The organism is Chryseobacterium sp. IT-36CA2 (genome assembly GCF_949767875.1).
GTDB lineage: Bacteria > Bacteroidota > Bacteroidia > Flavobacteriales > Weeksellaceae > Chryseobacterium.
In genome coordinates this window covers 44,087-61,649 of record NZ_CATKPG010000024.1, presented here as the reverse complement: position 1 = coordinate 61,649, position 17,563 = coordinate 44,087, and the positions used below count along the sequence as shown (strand labels likewise).

The following is a 17,563-nucleotide window of genomic DNA, read 5'->3' as shown; positions in this document are numbered from 1 at the left end:
TTTCAAGCAAATTCATTCTGTTTAATCAGATTTTCAATACAGTATTCCGCAATGGCCGTAATGGTTACAAACGGATTTACTCCAATAGTTCCCGGAATTAATGATCCATCCAGAACAAATAAATTGTCATGGTTCTTTAGTTTTCCATATTCGTTGGTTGCTTCACCAAGTACACATCCTCCAAGCGGGTGATAACAGATATCTGCCCCAAACCCATTATTGAAAAGTAAATGACTTCTGGTACCGCCATTAGCTTTGTTCATTTTCTGAATAAAATATTGGGCATTTTCTTTCATTTTGACAGTATTACTTTCGTCCCAATTCAAAGTCAGGGATTGGTTGGCTTTATGGTAAGCTACTTCTCCCTTTTTCTCAACTCTGTTGATCAGCAGATATAAAGCAGTAGCGACATCCATTCCCATAGGCAAAGGAGCAATTTCTGTAAAAAACGGATGTTCAGGATCATCCCAATTATCAATTCCTCCCACGGGAATCGTAGATTGCTTAGCTCCTGTACCACCAGATAAAGGCTTAACCCAGTTTCTTCCGGTCATAAAATTTCCATTGTTCCCCCAGTTTTTTCCGATGTTTTCATGAACAGGAAGATTGTTCATTGCATGAGATTCCAGCAGAAGCTGTAAAGTGCCCATTGTTCCAGCAGAAAGAATCAGTTTTTTACAGGTGAAAACTTTGTCGGTAACTAGGGTTCCGGAGGTATCTATTTGTTGAACATTGAGTGTATAGCTTTTATCATTATTCAATTGAATGGTCTGGACCCGATGAAGGTCAAGGATTTCTAAATTTCCGGTTTCCATTGCTTTTCTGAGATACGTTTTATCCAGGCTGTTTTTCCCGTGGTTATTTCCGTAAATTACTTCTGTATTAAGAGCAGAGCGTGGAACTTCATTGCGGAATTCTTTTTCCATGTATTTAAAATCATACACATTTGGAACTCTCATTGTTTTAAAGCCAGCTTTATGGGCCTCATCTTCACCTATCCGTGTAAATTTATAATAAGGACAGTCTTTCAGAAACTGTTCATCAATCACATTTACCTTTAGCTCTTCTTGTACCAGAGGAAAGTAATGATTGTAAAATTTTTCAGCATCAAGATGAGGGAAAACCTCTTTGAAATAGCTTTCTTTAGGAGTGACAGCCATCCCGCCATTTACCAGAGAACCTCCGCCAACACCTCTTCCTACCCAGATCTTAATATGTTCAAAATCCAGACGATCCAATGCCCCGGTAAAAGGAGTCAGAGAAAAAATATTCATAAAAGGGGCAATACTTTTCTTTTTCAACCATGCAGAACTTTTTCCAGGTTTCAACAGATTGGAAAACGGAATGCCTGCTTTTTCCCAGTTAAGACCCATCTCAAGCAATACTACTTTTTTTCCGGCTTCACAAAGACGCAGGGCTGATACAGCGCCTCCATATCCGCTTCCAACAATGATAATCGGAACATCAAAGTTTTCTTTTATATTGTTGTTTTTTCTTTCCGTAGCATAAAATAATTCGGATTGAAGAAAATAAAACCCTGAAATCGCCAATGCACTAGTCTTAATGAATTTTTTTCTGTCCATGACCTTTGATTTTCAAAAAGCATGCTAGATCTTCGGGTGCTTATTTTATTTATTACAGATTATATTTTTTTATTACAATTTTAACTTTTGTTGTTTCGAAAATTCATAGTTTTACTTATAATTTTAAACTCATGAAAAAATATATACTCCTCTTTTTACTGCTTCCGCTATGGTTTTTTTCACAAAAAAAGATGTCAAAGGAAGAAAAAGAGGTGCAAAAATTTCAGAAAGAACTAAATGCTGAATATCTCAATCCAAAGGAAACTCCGTTAAGGGGAGATAATTTTAAAAACTTTAAACAACATCCTTTCTTTCCTTTTGATGCTAAATATAGAGTAACTGCAAAGTTTGTTAAATCAAAAGATACCCAGCCTTTTGAACTTCCTACTTCTTCAGGGAAAACAAAAACGTATCAGGAATACGGAAAAGCAACCTTTACATTGGATGGTAAGCCTTATACGGTAACATTGTATCAAAGTCTGGCTTTAATAAAACAGGAAAAATACAAAGACTATCTCTTTCTTCCATTCCGTGATGCGACCAATGAAAAGGAAACCTATGGAGGAGGGAAATATATGGATCTTAAAATACCGAAAGGAAATACGATTGTGCTTGATTTTAATCAATCTTATCATCCTTTCTGTGCTTATAACGCTTATGATTACAATTGCCCTGTTGTTCCTGAAGAAAATAAACTTCCAGTGGAAATCCGTGCCGGGGTAATGTATGAAGATATTTACCATCACTAATACCATATGATACACCTAGAATTTTTTAAACAGGAAGATCTCTCCGGAGTAAGTTATGCCTTGGATGAAAATCAAATGAGGTTCACTGCAACGGCTCAACAGGCTTTGAAAAACATCAGCGAACGGGATGATAATGATGCATTTCCGGTAACCATATTTGAAAATGATACACGAGTTGGATTTTTTGTACTTGATTTTGGAAAAGATAAATTGGAGCTTACCGATAATGAGAATTCAGTTTTAGTACGTTCTCTATCCGTGAACCCTCAGATGCAGGGTAAAGGAATTGGAAAAGCTGCTATGATGGAAGTTGAACATTTTGTCAAAAACCATTTCAATACCTGCAATGAAATTGTATTGGCTGTTAACCAGAAAAATGATTCTGCTTACCATATTTATCTTCAGGCAGGATATATTTACGATGGCAAAACGAGAATCGGAAGAAGCGGACCTCAATATCTGATGTATAAAAAACTTTAATAAACTTTAAGAGTTATAATTTTTTATCTGCTGATATCTTTCCATAAATTTGAGTAAGAACAAATTACAAAAGATGGAAATATCACTTAAAAATCAGGTTGCCATAATCACAGGAGCTTCCAGCGGAATCGGATCCGGAATTGCAAAATCATTAGCGTCAGCAGGAGCAACAGTCATTGTCAATTATCCTTCAGAAAGGTCTATAGAAGATGCTAAAGCTGTTTTAAAAGAAATTACGGATGCTGGAGGAACGGGAATGACTTATCAGTGTGATGTTTCCAAGGAGGATCAGGTAGTCAAAATGTTTCAGGATGTTGTGGCTGAGTATCAAACCGTAGATATACTGATTAACAATGCCGGAATTCAAAAAGATGCAAAATTCACCGAAATGACTATGGATCAATGGAATGCCGTCATAGGAGTGAATCTTACCGGACAGTTTCTATGTGCCAGAGAAGCCATTAAAGAATTTCTACGACGCGGAATAGATCCCTCACGTTCTATTGCCTGTGGGAAAATCATTCATATCAGTTCAGTGCACGAAATTATTCCATGGGCCGGGCATGCTAATTATGCTTCCAGTAAAGGGGCGATCAGAATGCTGATGCAAACCCTTGCTCAGGAATATGGTGCAAACAAAATCCGTGTGAATTCTATTTGTCCGGGAGCTATTCAGACTCCTATTAACCAGAATGCTTGGAGTACTCCGGAAGCACTCAATTCTCTTCTTACGCTTATTCCTTATAACAGAATCGGACAGCCGAAGGATATCGGAAATTTAGCTGCTTTCCTGGCCAGTGACCTTGCAGATTATATAACGGGAGCCAGCATTTTTATAGATGGTGGAATGACTACGTTTGAGAGCTTTTCTACGGGAGGATAGGGGAGTTTAAAGTTCAAGGTTTAAGGTTTAAGGTTCAAGGTTTTCCTCATCACTTTAAACAGTATCAAATATTACTTATTGCTCATTATTCATTACTTATAATTATCGTTTATGTCAGAAAAACAGAGAATTTCAGATGTTTCATGGAAAAAATGGGGTCCTTATGTAAGTAACCGCGAATGGGGGCTTGTTCGGGAAGACTACAGTGGAAACGGAGATGCCTGGAATTATACCAATCACGATACAGCAGAAGCCAAAACATACCGTTGGGGCGAAGAAGGAATATGTGGGATCTGTGATGATCTTCAGAAGCTGGTCTTCTCTGTGGGATTCTGGAATAAGAAAGATAAAATGGTGAAAGAGCGGTTCTTCGGATTGACCAATGGACAGGGAAATCATGGGGAAGATGTAAAGGAATATTTCTATTATCTGGATTCCACACCTACGCATTCCTATATGAAAATGCTGTATAAGTATCCTCAGAATGCCTTTCCTTACGAAGATCTCATAAAAACAAATGCTGCAAGAAGTAAAAATGAAACAGAATATGAGCTGATAGATACTGGTATTTTTGATCACAATGAATATTTTGACATTTTCATCGAATACGCAAAAGAAAGTCAGAATGATATTCTGGTCAGGCTCACGATCGTTAATAAATCTGAAAAAGAAGCTCCTCTTTTACTATTGCCAACAGTTTGGTTTAGGAATACCTGGAACTGGGGATATGATGATTATAAACCACAACTGCATGCTGAAGAAGCCAATCATATCAATGTTAATCATCAGGATATTGAGATTAAAAATGTATACGCAAAACAATCTTTAAAGACTCTGTTTTGTAACAACGAAACCAATAATGAAAGGCTTTACCAGTCTTCCAATGAAGCAAAATATTGTAAAGACGGGATCAATAATTTTGTGATGACGGGAAATTCCCAGTCTATAAATCCTCAAAATATCGGAACCAAAGCTTCTTTCTTCATTGACGAAGATTTTAAAGCCGGTGAATCGAAAACATTTGAATTCAGACTTTCAGATAAAGATATAAGGGAACCATTTAAAGATTTTAATGCTCTTTTTGAACAAAGGCAGAAAGAAGCAGATGAGTTTTATGCTGACATCCAGAAAGGAATTTCTTCGGAAGATGAAAAGCTGGTTCAGAGACAAGCTTTTGCCGGAATGTTGTGGAATAAAATGTTTTATCATTACAATGTAGAAAAATGGCTGAAAGGAGATCCATCAGAAATGCCTCCGCCAAAATCCCGTGAAAAAATAAGAAACTATGACTGGAAGCATCTTAATAACGAACATATTATTTCCATGCCAGATAAATGGGAATATCCTTGGTATGCCACATGGGATCTGGCATTTCATACCATCAGTTTCTCCCTGATAGATTCTGATTTTGCAAAACATCAATTAAAACTTTTTCTTTTTGAATGGTATATGCATCCTAACGGACAGCTACCCGCGTACGAATGGGATTTCAGCGATGTGAATCCTCCTGTGCATGCATGGGCTGTTTTCAGGGTATTTAAAATTGATGAATATTTAAAAGATAAACCCGATCTGGAGTTTTTGGAAAGTGCTTTCCAGAAGCTATTAATGAATTTTACATGGTGGGTTAATAAAAAGGATCTTAATGGTAATAATATCTTTGAAGGAGGATTTTTAGGGCTTGATAATATTGGTGTTTTTGACCGAAATTCTGTTTTACCGAACGGAGAACAGCTGGAGCAGTCGGATGGAACTAGCTGGATGGCCATGTTTGCCTTGAATATGATGAGAATTGCTCTGGAACTGGCACTTTATAATAAGGTGTATGAAGAAATGGCAATGAAGTTTTTTGAACATTTCTTATCGATTGCCCATTCATTAGATAATATGGGGGATGAAAACTTCAGTCTTTGGGATGAACAGGATGAATTTTTCTACGATGCCATAGCTTCCAGTGACGGAAGTCATATGTATTTGAAGTTAAGAACGATTGTTGGGTTGATTCCGATGTTTGCCGTTGAGGTGATTGATGATGAAATGATTGAAAATCTTCCCAATTTCAAGAAAAGAATGAAATGGGTACTGGATAACAAACCTGAGCTTGCTTCTCTGGTTTCAAGATGGGAAGTGAAAGGTCAGGACTCTAAACACCTTTTGTCTCTGCTTCGGGGACATCGTTTAAAAAGGCTTTTAAGCAGAATGCTGAACCCGGATGAGTTTTTAAGTGAGTATGGAGTGCGAGCTTTATCAAAAGAATATGAAAGTAATCCTTATACACTAACATTGAATGATACAAATTACAGTGTAAAATATACCTCTGCAGAAAGTGACAGCGGACTTTTCGGAGGAAACAGCAACTGGCGCGGTCCTGTATGGTTTCCGATAAATTTCCTGATTATAGACAGTCTGCAGCGATTTTTCTTCTATTACAGCCCTGATTTTTTGGTGGAATATCCTACAGGAAGTAGAAATTATTCAAACCTTGATCAGATTGCAGATGCTTTAAACAAGAGGCTTGCAAAGATATTTTTAAAAGATGAAAATGGGAAAAGGCCTGTTCATGGACAGTATGAAAGATTTCAGACCGATCCGGATTTTAAAGATTATGTACTTTTCTATGAATATTTCCACGGAGATAATGGCCGTGGAGTAGGAGCATCCCATCAGACAGGATGGACGGGTCTTATTGCCAAAATCCTCCAGCCACGGTTCTCCAAAAAGCAGATTGCAGAGTCCGAAACTGAAATGCCGGATGATGTTGAAAAGACAAAAGAGAAGTAAAAAACAAATTTATTTTATTCAAATATCTGCTGAATAATTTCTAAGGATGTTGGAGTTTTAAAATCCGTAATATGATAATGATAATACACCAAAAGACTGTCCAGGAAATCTTTTCTTAAAGAAGAATGGATCTTTGTTGCATAAAAATCTTCCGCACAAAGGGCTTCTTTCCATAGTGTAGATATTTCTTCATTGAAAAGCTGATGACAGATTCCAAGGGAGAAAGTTCCTGTTTCCGGATCTAGAAATCTGCCTTCACTCAGAAGCGGAGCAACTCCCTGAATTTTTAAAAAAGCTAATAAAAACAGAAGGTGAGCCTGATAATTTTTGTTGGTCAGCTCATTGATAAAATGATCAATGCCGGAATAAATTGGGGTGTTTTTATTCTCATATTTAAGAATATGACTCAAAAAGTCTGAGATAAAGAAAATAACAGTATTGACTTTTATATCGGTATAAATGTCATTATTCTTTACCAATTCAAATTTTGAAACAGTTGCTATACCATTACCCCGTGATGGATTTACAGAAAAATTAAGCTGGCTCAGTGGCTGAAGCAGGGCTTTCTTTTTATTCTTTTTAGCATAGATCCCTTTCAGGAAATAGCTTTGAAAACCCTCTTCTTCTGTAAAACAATGCAGTACAGCATCATTTTCTCCATATTTGATAAATGAAAGTAAAAAACCGTTTTGTGAATTCATTAATTAATTGACTACTCCTATTTTGGCTGTAGCTTTGTCAGATCCGTCTTCATTAGTCATCAAAACAAAATAAATCCCTGATGCTACTCTTGTTCCTTTCTGATTATTAAGATCCCATTCATAATAACCTCCTCGTGCTACAGCAGAGTGAACTACATTTCCTGCAGCATCTACAATTCTTATATTGGTTTTTTCTGCAAGACCTTTAATGGTTACTTTCCCTTTGAAATTGGAATAAACAACAGGGTTAGGATATACCATAACATCTCCAAAATTAGACGTTACATCAGCAACATCACCTTGATAAGTTACAATACCATTATAAGTTACAAAATATACTTTACCGGTTTTCTTATCAATTTTGATGTCTGTGACACTGTTGGTAGGAAGTGGTGAGTTTTCTTTGGTAAAGTGCTTTATTGTTTTCTGGCCATCAGAAGACAGATAATATACACCACCTCCATCAATAGATACCCATTTATGATCACCTCCATCTACAGCAATCTGAAGAATAGCTGATTCTCTGAAAAGCTCTTCCCCCAGACCATTCTGTTCTATTACAATAGGTTCCATTGTAGGATGAGAATTTTTAATTTCAGATGAGGCACTAGGCATTACTCTTAAACCACTGTCTGTACCAATCCATGCATCACCGGACTTGTCAAATGCTACGGATAGCACACCTCCTGAACTTCCTGGAAGTCCATTGTTTTCAGCAAGGATATAATCAGTGTCATCAGAAAGATTGGTTGCATTTTTATAATCATAAACCCAGAAGTTATTGGATCTCGGTAGAGGAGTCCATAACATGTTTTCATGAAAAACGGTCTTCTGAATACCGTCACTGGCAAGTACAATTTTTTTGATAACAAAATCATCGGCTGCTTTATCAAAGATTCCAATAGAAGGGTTGTGGTCATTAAATCCAAAAGATACAAAAAGGTTATTTTGGGAATCGGTAGCAAAACCTACAGGGCGTCTGAAATAAGGCTCTGCTCCAAGATTATAATACTTTACCAGTTCAAAATCTTTGCTGGTTGCATTGTATTTCATTTTGTAAACCCCATTCTCTCTCATTGTATAATTGGTAAAAAGAACTTCATTACCGCTGAATGGGCTTATAATTGCATCCAGTACATTAATATCTGGTGATGGATTATTAACAAAATAGGAAGGATATATCCATTCTGTACCATTGAAATAATAGAAGCCTGGTTTCTTAGGATTGATAGCCGGCTCGTTATAGTTATTTGCTCTGGCTCCTGAGGAGACAAGCATTTGATTGTTGTCAAAAAGATTAATGTTATAAGCTATATTGAAATAAGGCCCTGATGGTTTATAAGTATTGTTACCTTCATCTTTTATTCCTGATAATACCGTTCCTCCCAAAATTTTCCCGCCAGCAGTGAGCGCTGTATTGCATGCTTCACCAAGACTTACTGCATTCTGAGAAACTCCGTTTATTCCATAGGTATAAACTCTGTTGTCTGTGACAATAATATTATTAGATGTAGTAACAACATCACGTATATTTTCGAAATTAGTAGGAAGCTGTATTGGAGTACCATTGTTGTAAGCATAGGCAGCTGTAGCATTAGAAAATACCAGTTCAGATTCTGAATCAATATGTTTAAAAGCTCCGGGAATCTCGGTAGTCCATGTAGAATACACCGGGAAAGTGGTATTCATTTGATGACTTTTTAATCCTGTATTGGTTACAGAATATACTTTATTCCCGAATATGGTAGCTTCATTACTTGCCTGATATACTCCACCGGTCAGGAAAAATGCAGAATCTCCGAATTCTTTATTGTTCAGATTAAAGATGGAAAGTCCATAGCCTACTGAAATTACAGCCTGATCTCCCGTAATGGAAATATGGTTAATCTTTTTATTCCCGTTATAGCCCATAGCAATAGGGATATCAACAATATATTTGATTTCCTGTGGAGTGATGATATCCATAGAGCCATTTTCATAACCAATAAGCCCAATTTTAGTCTGTGGGTTATAATCGAAAGCTGTAATTCCGATATTATGCAGACCATTGGCTTTGGACAACTTCGTAATTTCTCCTGTTGCAATTGTATAATAGAATATTCCGTTTTCTGTGGCTGCAATAATTTTCCCATTGTCTTCTTTCATGGCGAAAACATTATTGTAGGAAAACAGATCTGCCCATTTTTTTGATGAAATGACCTGAGCTTTTGTAAGCTGAAGAGAGGCTAAAATACCAAGAGAAATTAGAGAGAGTTTTTTCATATTATGCGGTTATGCTGCTGTCTATTGCCTGGTTGTTCCAGGAAATATGCTGTACGTTTTTGTTTATATCAAAATAAAAATCTATTCTACCCAAAAGAAGTCCTGCCCATCCAACTTGGTTCACCAGTACATTTTTGCCCTGTCTGTTGGTATAGGATTGAGGTTCCGGTAAGAATGTATGAGTGTGGCCGCCTAAGATAATATCAATATTTTCTGTACTGGCGGCTAAAATTTTATCACTTATTTTATTCGGTTCATCTTTATAATCGTAGCCGATATGCGAAAGACAAATAACGAGATCACATTTCTGATCTTTTTTCAGAAAATTTGAATAATGCTGTGCTACATCTATCGGATTGGAATAAACGGTTTCTCCATACTGTTTTTTACCTACAAGGCCATCCAGCTGAATTCCCACTCCGAAAATTCCTACTTTGATTCCATTCTTATTGAATATCTTATAGGGGGAAGTTTTCCCGTCAAGAATAGTGTTTTTAAAATCATAATTGGAACAGATAAAAGGAAACTTGGCATTAGGAAGCACTTTTAAAAATCCGTCAAGACCATTGTCAAAATCATGATTCCCCATGGTAGAGGCATCATACTTCATCATGGACATTAATTTGAATTCCAGTTCCCCTCCAAAGAAATTAAAATAAGGAGTTCCCTGGAAAATATCTCCTGAATCAAGTAGCAGTACATTGCTTTCCTGACTTCTGATTTGCTGAATTAAGCTTGCCCTTCTTGCAAAACCTCCCTGATTAGGGTTTCTTGTATAGCTTGAATCGAAAGGTTCTATTCTGCTGTGCTGGTCATTGGTGTGAAGAATAGTGAGTTTATTTGCAGATTTTAAGTTGAGAATTTTTAATTCTTCCGCCATCATCATATTGGGAGCTAAAGCCATTGCTAAAGATCCGCCGCCTATTGCTTTTAAAAAACTTTTTCTATCCATTATTTCTTCCCGATAAAATTTAAACGAATATCAGAATTGACTACAACTTCAGGGGCTTTCTTAAAATAATCAATAAATAAATCTCTCATTTTAATACCTGTTGCTATTAATTCTCCCTTTGCAAAGAATTTCATGTTGTCTCCACCCAGAGCAAGATAGTCTGAAGTGGCAATATAATAGTCTTGAGCCGGATCTACTTCTTTACCGTTGATTAATGATTTAATGATCTGTCCGTTCTTGGTCTCAATATACAAGTGAGAAACTGGGTTGTTGACCTGCGTTTTTGCATAATATTCAAAAAGTCCCTGTACATCAGCTCCTTTCATTTTCACAATAACCACCTCATTCTCGAAAGGCATTACTTCAAATACATTTTTGAGTAAGATATCTCCCTTTCCAATAGTAGTACGAATTCCTCCGATATTGATTAATGCAGCATCTACGTTTTGCTTAAGATGAGTCTTTATCCATTCATTACCTCCTTCAAATGTATAATCAGCTAAAAGATTTCCCAGATTGCTGTTATCACCCTGCTTGGTAAGATCTACATTGGTGTGTGAGATCTTCTGGTTCATTTCTTTATCCAGTTTTTGTTTATAGGGCTCAATAAATTTTACAAATTCTTCTTCATTTTTTAGCTCATTATTAATAGAAATGTTTTTCTGAGTCTTTACAGACATAAGCTGCTGCGGTGCAGAAGCCGTTTTACATGCTGCAAGGGACGTCAGGGCAATTCCTAGTAATAAGAATTTATTTTTCATAATATCTTTTAGTATATGCAAATATAACTATATGTATAATAAAACATTATTATTTATTATAAATTCTTGGCGTAAATGACTAAATTTGGCAAAAATAATTCTAACAGATGAGCATTTTAAAAGGAGTAGGTGTTGCATTGGTAACACCCTTTAATGAAGATTTATCCGTTGATTTCGACAGTTTAACAAAACTTGTTGAATACAATATTGAAAACGGAACCAATTATTTAGTAGTATTGGGAACTACGGCAGAAGCCGCAACGCTTTCTGCAGGGGAAAAGAAACAGGTAATTGAGCATATCATTAAGGTAAATAATAAACGTCTTCCTTTGGTTTTAGGGATTGGCGGTAACGATACTCTTGACGTCAAGAAACAGATAGAAGAAGCCGATCTTTCAGCATTTGAAGCAGTACTTTCAGTATCTCCATATTATAATAAACCGAATCAGGAAGGTCTTTATCAGCACTATAAGGCGTTAGCTTCCACAGGAAAAAATATTATTATTTATAATGTTCCTTCAAGAACCGGACAGAATGTAGAAGCAGATACGACACTTCGTCTTGCTAAAGAATTCCCTAACTTGTTTTTGATTAAGGAAGCTTCACCTAATATTTTACAATATTTTGATATTCTGAGAAAGAAACCTGAAGGATTTTCTTTGGTTTCAGGAGATGATGAATATACATTACCGGTAACCCTGGCAGGTGGAGATGGAGTGATCTCTGTAATTGGGCAGGCTTATCCTAAGGAGTTCTCTACGATGGTACAGCTGGCTTTTGAAGGGAAAGTAAAAGAAGCTTATGAAATCCATAATAAGCTGGTTGATATTACCCGTATGATTTTTGCAGAAGGAAACCCTTGCGGAATTAAAGTAATTCTGGCTGAAAAGGGAATCATCAAAAATTTCTTAAGATTACCTTTAGTAAAAGCTTCAGAAGGTCTTCATGCAAAGATTAAAGCTGAAATGGCAAACATTTAAGAATGATTAAATATGTTTCTGGAAATAAATTCTAAATTTTTCAGTAACATTTTAATCTTACCATAAACTTATTAAGGTGAAAAGTTAAACGCTTTTCACCTTTTTTATTTTCCCATAATCGGTAAGTAGAAAAAACATCTGTAAGAGTAAAAAATAAAATATTCAGAAAGAATTTTTGTAAACTTTGTATTTAAAATTAAAATAATGAAATTAATAGAAGCGAAAGAAAAGGATATTCCTTTGATCCAGGATTTGGCAAGAAGATCATGGGAGAGTGCGTATGTAGGAATTATCTCCAATGAACAGATTAATTATATGTTGGACGAAATGTATTCTCATGATGAAATTTCAAAGCATCTGGAGAATCCTAATTATCATTATTATTTAATTTTTGATGAAAATAATGAATCTTTTGAAGGCTTTATCGGTTATGAGCATGCTTATGAAGAAGAAACTACAAAACTTCACAGAATTTACCTTGTTCCGGAAAGTAAAGGAAAAGGCTTCGGCAAAGGGGCACTTGACTTCTTGAAAACAAAACTCTCCGAAAGCAACGACAAAAGGATTATTTTAAATGTAAATAAAGATAATAACGCAAAAAAATTCTATGAATCTCAGGATTTTAAAGTATATAATGAATTGGTTTTGGATATTGGGTATGGTTTCGTAATGGATGACTACCAAATGGAGTATATAATTCACTCTGATTTGACTTAAAATTCTGTAACATTTAATTATAATTCTATAACAAGTGATGTGTTTTTTTGATTCATCTTTGCTTCAGAACCAAATCACTTATAACAATACATTCATATGCTTGGTTTTGAGCTGAACAGCTTTTTATCAGTATATTTTTTTCATCCTTAGTGTTTAAATTCCTGTATTCAATGATACAGGAGTTTTTGCGTATATACGTCAAAATAAAAAAAATAAGGCTATTTCACTTTTAAATGAAATAAATTGTTATATTTACTAAATAAAATTGGCTTATATAATACTAGGATGAAAATGTATGTTAAATTTGATTTCAATGCCCTTTGCAAAAAGGTATTGGACGAGAAACTTAAAGAACACGGACTGAAGTACAGGTTGCTGAACTTTGGTGAAGTGGAGTTCTATGAGCCCCTTACTCAGGAACAGCACAACCTTTTTAAGAAGAATCTGGAAGATTATGGTATCGAAATCATAGAAAGCCAGAAAACCGCATTGGTACAGAAAATAAAAGATGCCATCGTAGAACTTGTCTTTTCTGATGAGATTATACCTGTAAAAGCATCCATTTACATTTCTGAAAAATTGAATCACAGCTACGGATACCTTTCCAACCTGTTTTCAGAAGTTGCATTTACTTCTATTGAGAATTTTATTATTCTGCAAAAAATAGAACATGCAAAAGCCCTGATCATACGAAACAAACAAAGCCTCACAGAAATTGCCCATAAGCTGAACTATTCCAGTGTGGCGCATTTGAGCACCCAGTTTAAAAATACAACAGGAATTACACCCTCTCAGTTTCAAAAGATTATTGGAAAACGAAGAAGAGCCCAAATCACGGTAATAAATCCAAAAATGCAGTATGAATAAAGAATTTCTGAACGTAATAGTAGCAGATAACGATGATAGCACCTTGATTATTTTTAAAAATATTTTAAAAGACCTGAAAATCTCTATAAAAGTCCAATGCTTTAACAATGGGAAAGACCTGATGGAATATCTGAATAATGAAGATGCAGTCGTTCCGGAAATTGTTTTCATCAACTATACAATCCCGGGAAAAGAAAGCATGGATTGCCTTGAAGAAATCAAATCCCATTCAAAATTCAATAATATGGTAACTGCCATTTTTTCTGAACCAATTTCAGAAAACGAAATAGAAGATATTTTTGTAAAAGGAGCTCATATTTTTATGAAAAAAAACTACTGTTTTGAGAGTTTCAAAAAGGTACTTACAGAAGTTATTACGATTAATTGGCAGTATCATACTTCCGGCTTAAATAAAGATCATCTCATTCTAAAAGTATGATTAATAAAGGATTGTTAATTTAATATTAATAAATCATAAATCATATTTATTGCATACTATTCACAAATAAGTGATAATTTTATAACTAATAATTAAAATAATATAAAAAGGATTTGAATTAATATACTGACATTTGTAAAAGTAAACTCAGACACAAATTTCATTATATAGTAGAAGATACGGATGAATGAAAAGTAATTGTTTCTAAAAACAAAAATTATATAAATCACGATGTTAGTTAAACAAAATGGATTATAATAATTTTCCAATTTTAAAGCACAGAAGATCTTTAAACAAAACGGTACAATCATGAAAACTCAAAAGTAGTTGGAGATATTTTTATTCGTTTCATTCCCTCATCTCCACCGAAAGACAGTTAGTTTTTATAATAAGTAAGTTGGAAAAAATAATTCATTTTGTTTTTTTATAATTTATTTTAATAGTTATGGTTTTGACTCATTATTATATTGTTATATAAATATTTTCACACCACATCACAAAATATTAAGCCATAACTATTAAAATGAATTTCTTTGGACAGACCAAAAGTAATTTCTTCTAAATAACAGTTTTATAAGGGGGCCGCAGGAAAATTTTCTGCGGTTTTTTTTATGATATTTTACTCCACTTATTTTTTCCTTTGTAATATCTGATATAATAGTTTTTAATAATCAGATTGTCAGGTCTGGAAAGCATTGGATCCGCTTCCAGAATTCTTTCTACCATATTTTTCGTAGTTTTAATGATCGCTGAATCATTGATCAGATCCAATCTCTTAAAATCTACCACACCACTTTGCTGAGTACCCAGAATATCTCCCGGACCGCGAAGCTGCATATCCACTTCAGAAATTTTAAAACCATCATTGGTTTCAGTCATTGTCTTGATACGTGTTCTGCTTTCCTTGGACATTTTATCTGAAGTCATCAGAATACAATAGCTCTGTTCTGCACCTCTTCCTACACGTCCTCTCAACTGGTGAAGCTGTGAAAGTCCAAATCTTTCCGAACTTTCAATCACCATGACAGAAGCATTGGGAACATTTACTCCCACTTCAATTACTGTAGTTGCTACCATAATTTCCGCTTTTCCGGAAGCAAAATAAGCCATAGCCGCATCTTTTTCGTCAGGCTTCATCTTTCCATGCAGCATGGTTACGTTATAATCTGAGAAAAATTCCATAACGTGCTCCAGTCCTTCCATTAGATTTTTATAATCCAAAGTTTCAGATTCCTCAATAAGAGGATATACGAAATAGACCTGTCTGCCTTTTTTAATTTCATCTTTACAGAAATTATACACATACAATCTGTCTTTTTCACGTCTGTGAGCGGTAATGATAGGTTTTCTTCCTACAGGCATTTCATCAATTACAGAAACGTCCAGATCAGAATAAAAGCTCATTGCAAGCGTCCTTGGAATAGGAGTAGCGGTCATCACCAAAATATGCGGTGGAATTTTATTTTTAGCCCAAAGTTTAGCCCTTTGAGCCACTCCAAATCTGTGCTGCTCATCAATAATAGCTAATCCAAGATTTTTAAATTTGACTTTATCCTCTAAAACAGCGTGCGTTCCTACCAAAATAGAAAGTGAGCCGTTTTCCAGTTCTTCATGGATAATTCTTCTTTCTGCTGCTTTGGTAGAACCGGTTAGAAGACGGATATTGATTCCTGTTTTTTCTAATAATTCTTTGATCCCGTTATGGTGCTGCTGGGCAAGAATTTCAGTAGGGGCCATCAAACAGCTCTGGAAGCCATTGTCCATCGCAATAAGCATGGTAAGAAGGGCAACCATCGTTTTTCCGGAACCTACATCACCCTGCAGAAGTCTGTTCATCTGAATGGGTCTTTTCATATCCAGACGAATTTCTTTTAATACTCTTTTCTGTGCATTGGTAAGCTCAAAAGGAAGATGATTTTCATAAAAATCATTGAAATGGTCGCCGATAATAGGGAAAGGATTACCATACGACTGTGTTTTGTGATGGAGTTTCTTCAAACCATATCCCAATTGAAAGAAAAATGATTCTTCAAATTTCAATCTGTAGTCTGCTTTATCAAAATGTGCCTGATCTTTTGGAAAATGGACATTCAGAAAAGCATGCTGTCTGGACATGAATTTAAAGGTTTTCATCAGGTATTCCGGAAAATTCTCTTCAATAAGACTTGGAATCTCTTTACAGACGTTTCTTAATGCATTCTGAAAAAATCTTTGATTTAAACCTCTCTTCGTTAGTTTTTCAGAACTCGGATAGATTGGCTTAAGACGGGTGTCGCCTTCTTTGTTTTCTTCAGCTTCTATTTCCGGATGCGGCATAGAAAACTGACGATTGAAAACATTGATCTTTCCAAAAATATAAACTTCCTTGTTGATAGGAAGCTGTTCTTTCAGCCATTTGGAATATTGAAACCAAACAAGATCCATACTGCCAGTTTCATCATTGAATTTGGCTGATAATCTCTTGGTCTTTCCGGTCTGTATTTCCTGTACGTGAGTGATTCTTCCTTTTAGTTGTATTTCCTGGCTGGTCTCTTCCTTCAGCTGAGAAACAGTATAAATTTTACTTTTATCCAGATAACGGATAGGATAGAAGTTCAGTAGATCTTCCACGGTAGATAAGCCCAACACACTTTTGATGAGTTTGGCTCTTTCCGGACCTATTCCTTTTACATATTCTATGGAGGTTTCGAGATTCATTTTAAGATATCGGGATGCAGTTTTCGAATTTTTTGAGCCTTATTCGGGACAAAAGAAATAAAAGTTCGAATTTCGGTAAAATAAAAAAGACTTCCAAAAAAATTGGAAGCCTCTATAATGAATTTTTAGAATTGAACCTTAAAATCAGGTTTCAAAATTCTCATTTAATCTTTGATTTTAGATTTGAATTTTTTCTGATAATCCTCCCATTGTTCTCTCGTTTTGATTTTTTTGAACAAATCTTTTGAGATTAGCTCCAGATAAGGTTCCAGTTCTTTTGCTGAAAGCTCTCCCTGAAGAATGGTTATAGGATCTCCATGTCCGTCCAGAAATACTGTACTTGGAACAGCTCCCACATTCATGTATTGTGTAAACTCGTGCAGCGAATTTTTCCCTTTTTTATGCTCGGTATTGGGATTGGAAAATGTTCTTCCAAAGATCTCAATACTATTTTTTTCTTCTGCATTAAACTTGACCGGATAGTAATTCTCATTTAAAATCTGAGCAATCACAGGATGTCCGTAAGTTTTTTTATCCATGATTTTGCATGGGCCACACCAGTCTGCATAAAAATCAATCAGTATTTTTTTTGGATTTTCCTTTTGAGCTTTTAAAGCTTCTTCAATGGTCATCCACTTTACCTGTGCAAAACTGAAATTTAATAAAAGTAAGAGTATTATGCTTAAAATTTTCTTCATATTGTGATATTTA

The 17,563-nt window shown here is 35.3% G+C and carries 14 protein-coding genes and 1 pseudogene; 8 read left to right on the top strand and 7 right to left on the bottom strand.

Annotated elements, in window-relative coordinates:
* Positions 1-2: 2 nt before the first annotated feature.
* Positions 3-1,583 carry a GMC family oxidoreductase N-terminal domain-containing protein gene (locus ACM6F9_RS19385; protein ID WP_414847214.1) on the bottom strand — a complete coding sequence of 527 codons (1,581 nt, stop codon included), beginning with the start codon at positions 1,581-1,583 and terminating at the stop codon, positions 3-5.
* A gap of 131 nt (positions 1,584-1,714) precedes the next feature.
* Between ACM6F9_RS19385 and ACM6F9_RS19380 the strand changes: the two genes are divergently transcribed.
* The 4 genes from ACM6F9_RS19380 to ACM6F9_RS19365 all read left to right on the top strand — a co-directional run bounded on the left by ACM6F9_RS19380 (position 1,715) and on the right by ACM6F9_RS19365 (position 6,476).
* On the top strand, positions 1,715-2,332 hold the full coding sequence (locus ACM6F9_RS19380) for a DUF1684 domain-containing protein (RefSeq protein ID WP_414847213.1): 618 nt from the start codon (positions 1,715-1,717) through the stop codon (positions 2,330-2,332).
* Positions 2,333-2,338: 6 nt separating this feature from the next.
* Entirely contained in the window at positions 2,339-2,812 is a 474-nt protein-coding gene (locus ACM6F9_RS19375) for a GNAT family N-acetyltransferase (RefSeq protein ID WP_414847212.1), read from the top strand.
* A 73-nt stretch (positions 2,813-2,885) separates the two neighbouring features.
* Positions 2,886-3,695 (top strand): glucose 1-dehydrogenase, encoded by an 810-nt coding sequence (locus ACM6F9_RS19370; RefSeq protein ID WP_414847211.1) that lies wholly within the window; start codon positions 2,886-2,888, stop codon positions 3,693-3,695.
* Between the two features lie 111 nt (positions 3,696-3,806).
* Positions 3,807-6,476: an MGH1-like glycoside hydrolase domain-containing protein gene (locus ACM6F9_RS19365; RefSeq protein WP_414847210.1), complete on the top strand. Its 2,670-nt coding sequence runs from the start codon at positions 3,807-3,809 to the stop codon at positions 6,474-6,476.
* Between the two features lie 14 nt (positions 6,477-6,490).
* On the opposite strand, the gene recO is transcribed toward ACM6F9_RS19365, so the two are convergent.
* Genes recO through ACM6F9_RS19345 form a run of 4 tightly spaced genes read right to left on the bottom strand, consistent with a single transcriptional unit; the run spans position 6,491 to position 11,152 of the window.
* Positions 6,491-7,177, bottom strand: coding sequence for a DNA repair protein RecO (recO, locus tag ACM6F9_RS19360; protein WP_414847209.1), 687 nt, complete (start codon positions 7,175-7,177; stop codon positions 6,491-6,493).
* A gap of 3 nt (positions 7,178-7,180) precedes the next feature.
* Positions 7,181-9,439, bottom strand: coding sequence for a hypothetical protein (locus tag ACM6F9_RS19355; RefSeq protein ID WP_414847208.1), 2,259 nt, complete (start codon positions 9,437-9,439; stop codon positions 7,181-7,183).
* Between the two features lies 1 nt (position 9,440).
* Entirely contained in the window at positions 9,441-10,391 is a 951-nt protein-coding gene (locus ACM6F9_RS19350; protein WP_414847207.1) for a bifunctional metallophosphatase/5'-nucleotidase, read from the bottom strand.
* Positions 10,391-11,152, bottom strand: coding sequence for a 5'-nucleotidase C-terminal domain-containing protein (locus tag ACM6F9_RS19345; protein ID WP_414847206.1), 762 nt, complete (start codon positions 11,150-11,152; stop codon positions 10,391-10,393). The genes ACM6F9_RS19350 and ACM6F9_RS19345 overlap by 1 nt, the downstream gene beginning before the upstream one ends.
* A gap of 107 nt (positions 11,153-11,259) precedes the next feature.
* Between ACM6F9_RS19345 and dapA the strand changes: the two genes are divergently transcribed.
* The 4 genes from dapA (at position 11,260) to ACM6F9_RS19325 (ending at position 14,155) form a co-directional block, all read left to right on the top strand.
* Entirely contained in the window at positions 11,260-12,132 is an 873-nt protein-coding gene (gene dapA, locus ACM6F9_RS19340) for a 4-hydroxy-tetrahydrodipicolinate synthase (RefSeq protein WP_414847205.1), read from the top strand.
* A gap of 204 nt (positions 12,133-12,336) precedes the next feature.
* Complete coding sequence (locus ACM6F9_RS19335; protein WP_414847204.1) at positions 12,337-12,849, top strand: GNAT family N-acetyltransferase; 513 nt, start codon at positions 12,337-12,339, stop codon at positions 12,847-12,849.
* A gap of 285 nt (positions 12,850-13,134) precedes the next feature.
* Complete coding sequence (locus ACM6F9_RS19330; RefSeq protein ID WP_414847203.1) at positions 13,135-13,716, top strand: helix-turn-helix domain-containing protein; 582 nt, start codon at positions 13,135-13,137, stop codon at positions 13,714-13,716.
* Positions 13,709-14,155, top strand: coding sequence for a response regulator (locus ACM6F9_RS19325; RefSeq protein ID WP_414847202.1), 447 nt, complete (start codon positions 13,709-13,711; stop codon positions 14,153-14,155). The genes ACM6F9_RS19330 and ACM6F9_RS19325 overlap by 8 nt, the downstream gene beginning before the upstream one ends.
* A gap of 609 nt (positions 14,156-14,764) precedes the next feature.
* Here ACM6F9_RS19325 and recG read toward each other — a convergent pair.
* Both recG and ACM6F9_RS19315 read right to left on the bottom strand, forming a co-directional pair.
* Positions 14,765-16,858, bottom strand: a pseudogene (gene recG, locus ACM6F9_RS19320) (ATP-dependent DNA helicase RecG); the annotation flags it as partial.
* 158 nt (positions 16,859-17,016) lie between these two features.
* Positions 17,017-17,550: a thioredoxin family protein gene (locus ACM6F9_RS19315; protein ID WP_414847201.1), complete on the bottom strand. Its 534-nt coding sequence runs from the start codon at positions 17,548-17,550 to the stop codon at positions 17,017-17,019.
* Positions 17,551-17,563 lie beyond the last annotated feature (13 nt).

Bases quoted from the DNA above. Each gene is read 5' to 3' on its own strand.
- ACM6F9_RS19385 (WP_414847214.1), bottom strand. From the start codon at position 1,583: ATGGACAGAAAAAAATTCATTAAGACTAGTGCATTGGCGATTTCAGGG.
- ACM6F9_RS19380 (WP_414847213.1), top strand. From the start codon at position 1,715: ATGAAAAAATATATACTCCTCTTTTTACTGCTTCCGCTATGGTTTTTT.
- ACM6F9_RS19375 (WP_414847212.1), top strand. From the start codon at position 2,339: ATGATACACCTAGAATTTTTTAAACAGGAAGATCTCTCCGGAGTAAGT.
- ACM6F9_RS19370 (WP_414847211.1), top strand. From the start codon at position 2,886: ATGGAAATATCACTTAAAAATCAGGTTGCCATAATCACAGGAGCTTCC.
- ACM6F9_RS19365 (WP_414847210.1), top strand. From the start codon at position 3,807: ATGTCAGAAAAACAGAGAATTTCAGATGTTTCATGGAAAAAATGGGGT.
- recO (WP_414847209.1), bottom strand. From the start codon at position 7,177: ATGAATTCACAAAACGGTTTTTTACTTTCATTTATCAAATATGGAGAA.
- ACM6F9_RS19355 (WP_414847208.1), bottom strand. From the start codon at position 9,439: ATGAAAAAACTCTCTCTAATTTCTCTTGGTATTTTAGCCTCTCTTCAG.
- ACM6F9_RS19350 (WP_414847207.1), bottom strand. From the start codon at position 10,391: ATGGATAGAAAAAGTTTTTTAAAAGCAATAGGCGGCGGATCTTTAGCA.
- ACM6F9_RS19345 (WP_414847206.1), bottom strand. From the start codon at position 11,152: ATGAAAAATAAATTCTTATTACTAGGAATTGCCCTGACGTCCCTTGCA.
- dapA (WP_414847205.1), top strand. From the start codon at position 11,260: ATGAGCATTTTAAAAGGAGTAGGTGTTGCATTGGTAACACCCTTTAAT.
- ACM6F9_RS19335 (WP_414847204.1), top strand. From the start codon at position 12,337: ATGAAATTAATAGAAGCGAAAGAAAAGGATATTCCTTTGATCCAGGAT.
- ACM6F9_RS19330 (WP_414847203.1), top strand. From the start codon at position 13,135: ATGAAAATGTATGTTAAATTTGATTTCAATGCCCTTTGCAAAAAGGTA.
- ACM6F9_RS19325 (WP_414847202.1), top strand. From the start codon at position 13,709: ATGAATAAAGAATTTCTGAACGTAATAGTAGCAGATAACGATGATAGC.
- ACM6F9_RS19315 (WP_414847201.1), bottom strand. From the start codon at position 17,550: ATGAAGAAAATTTTAAGCATAATACTCTTACTTTTATTAAATTTCAGT.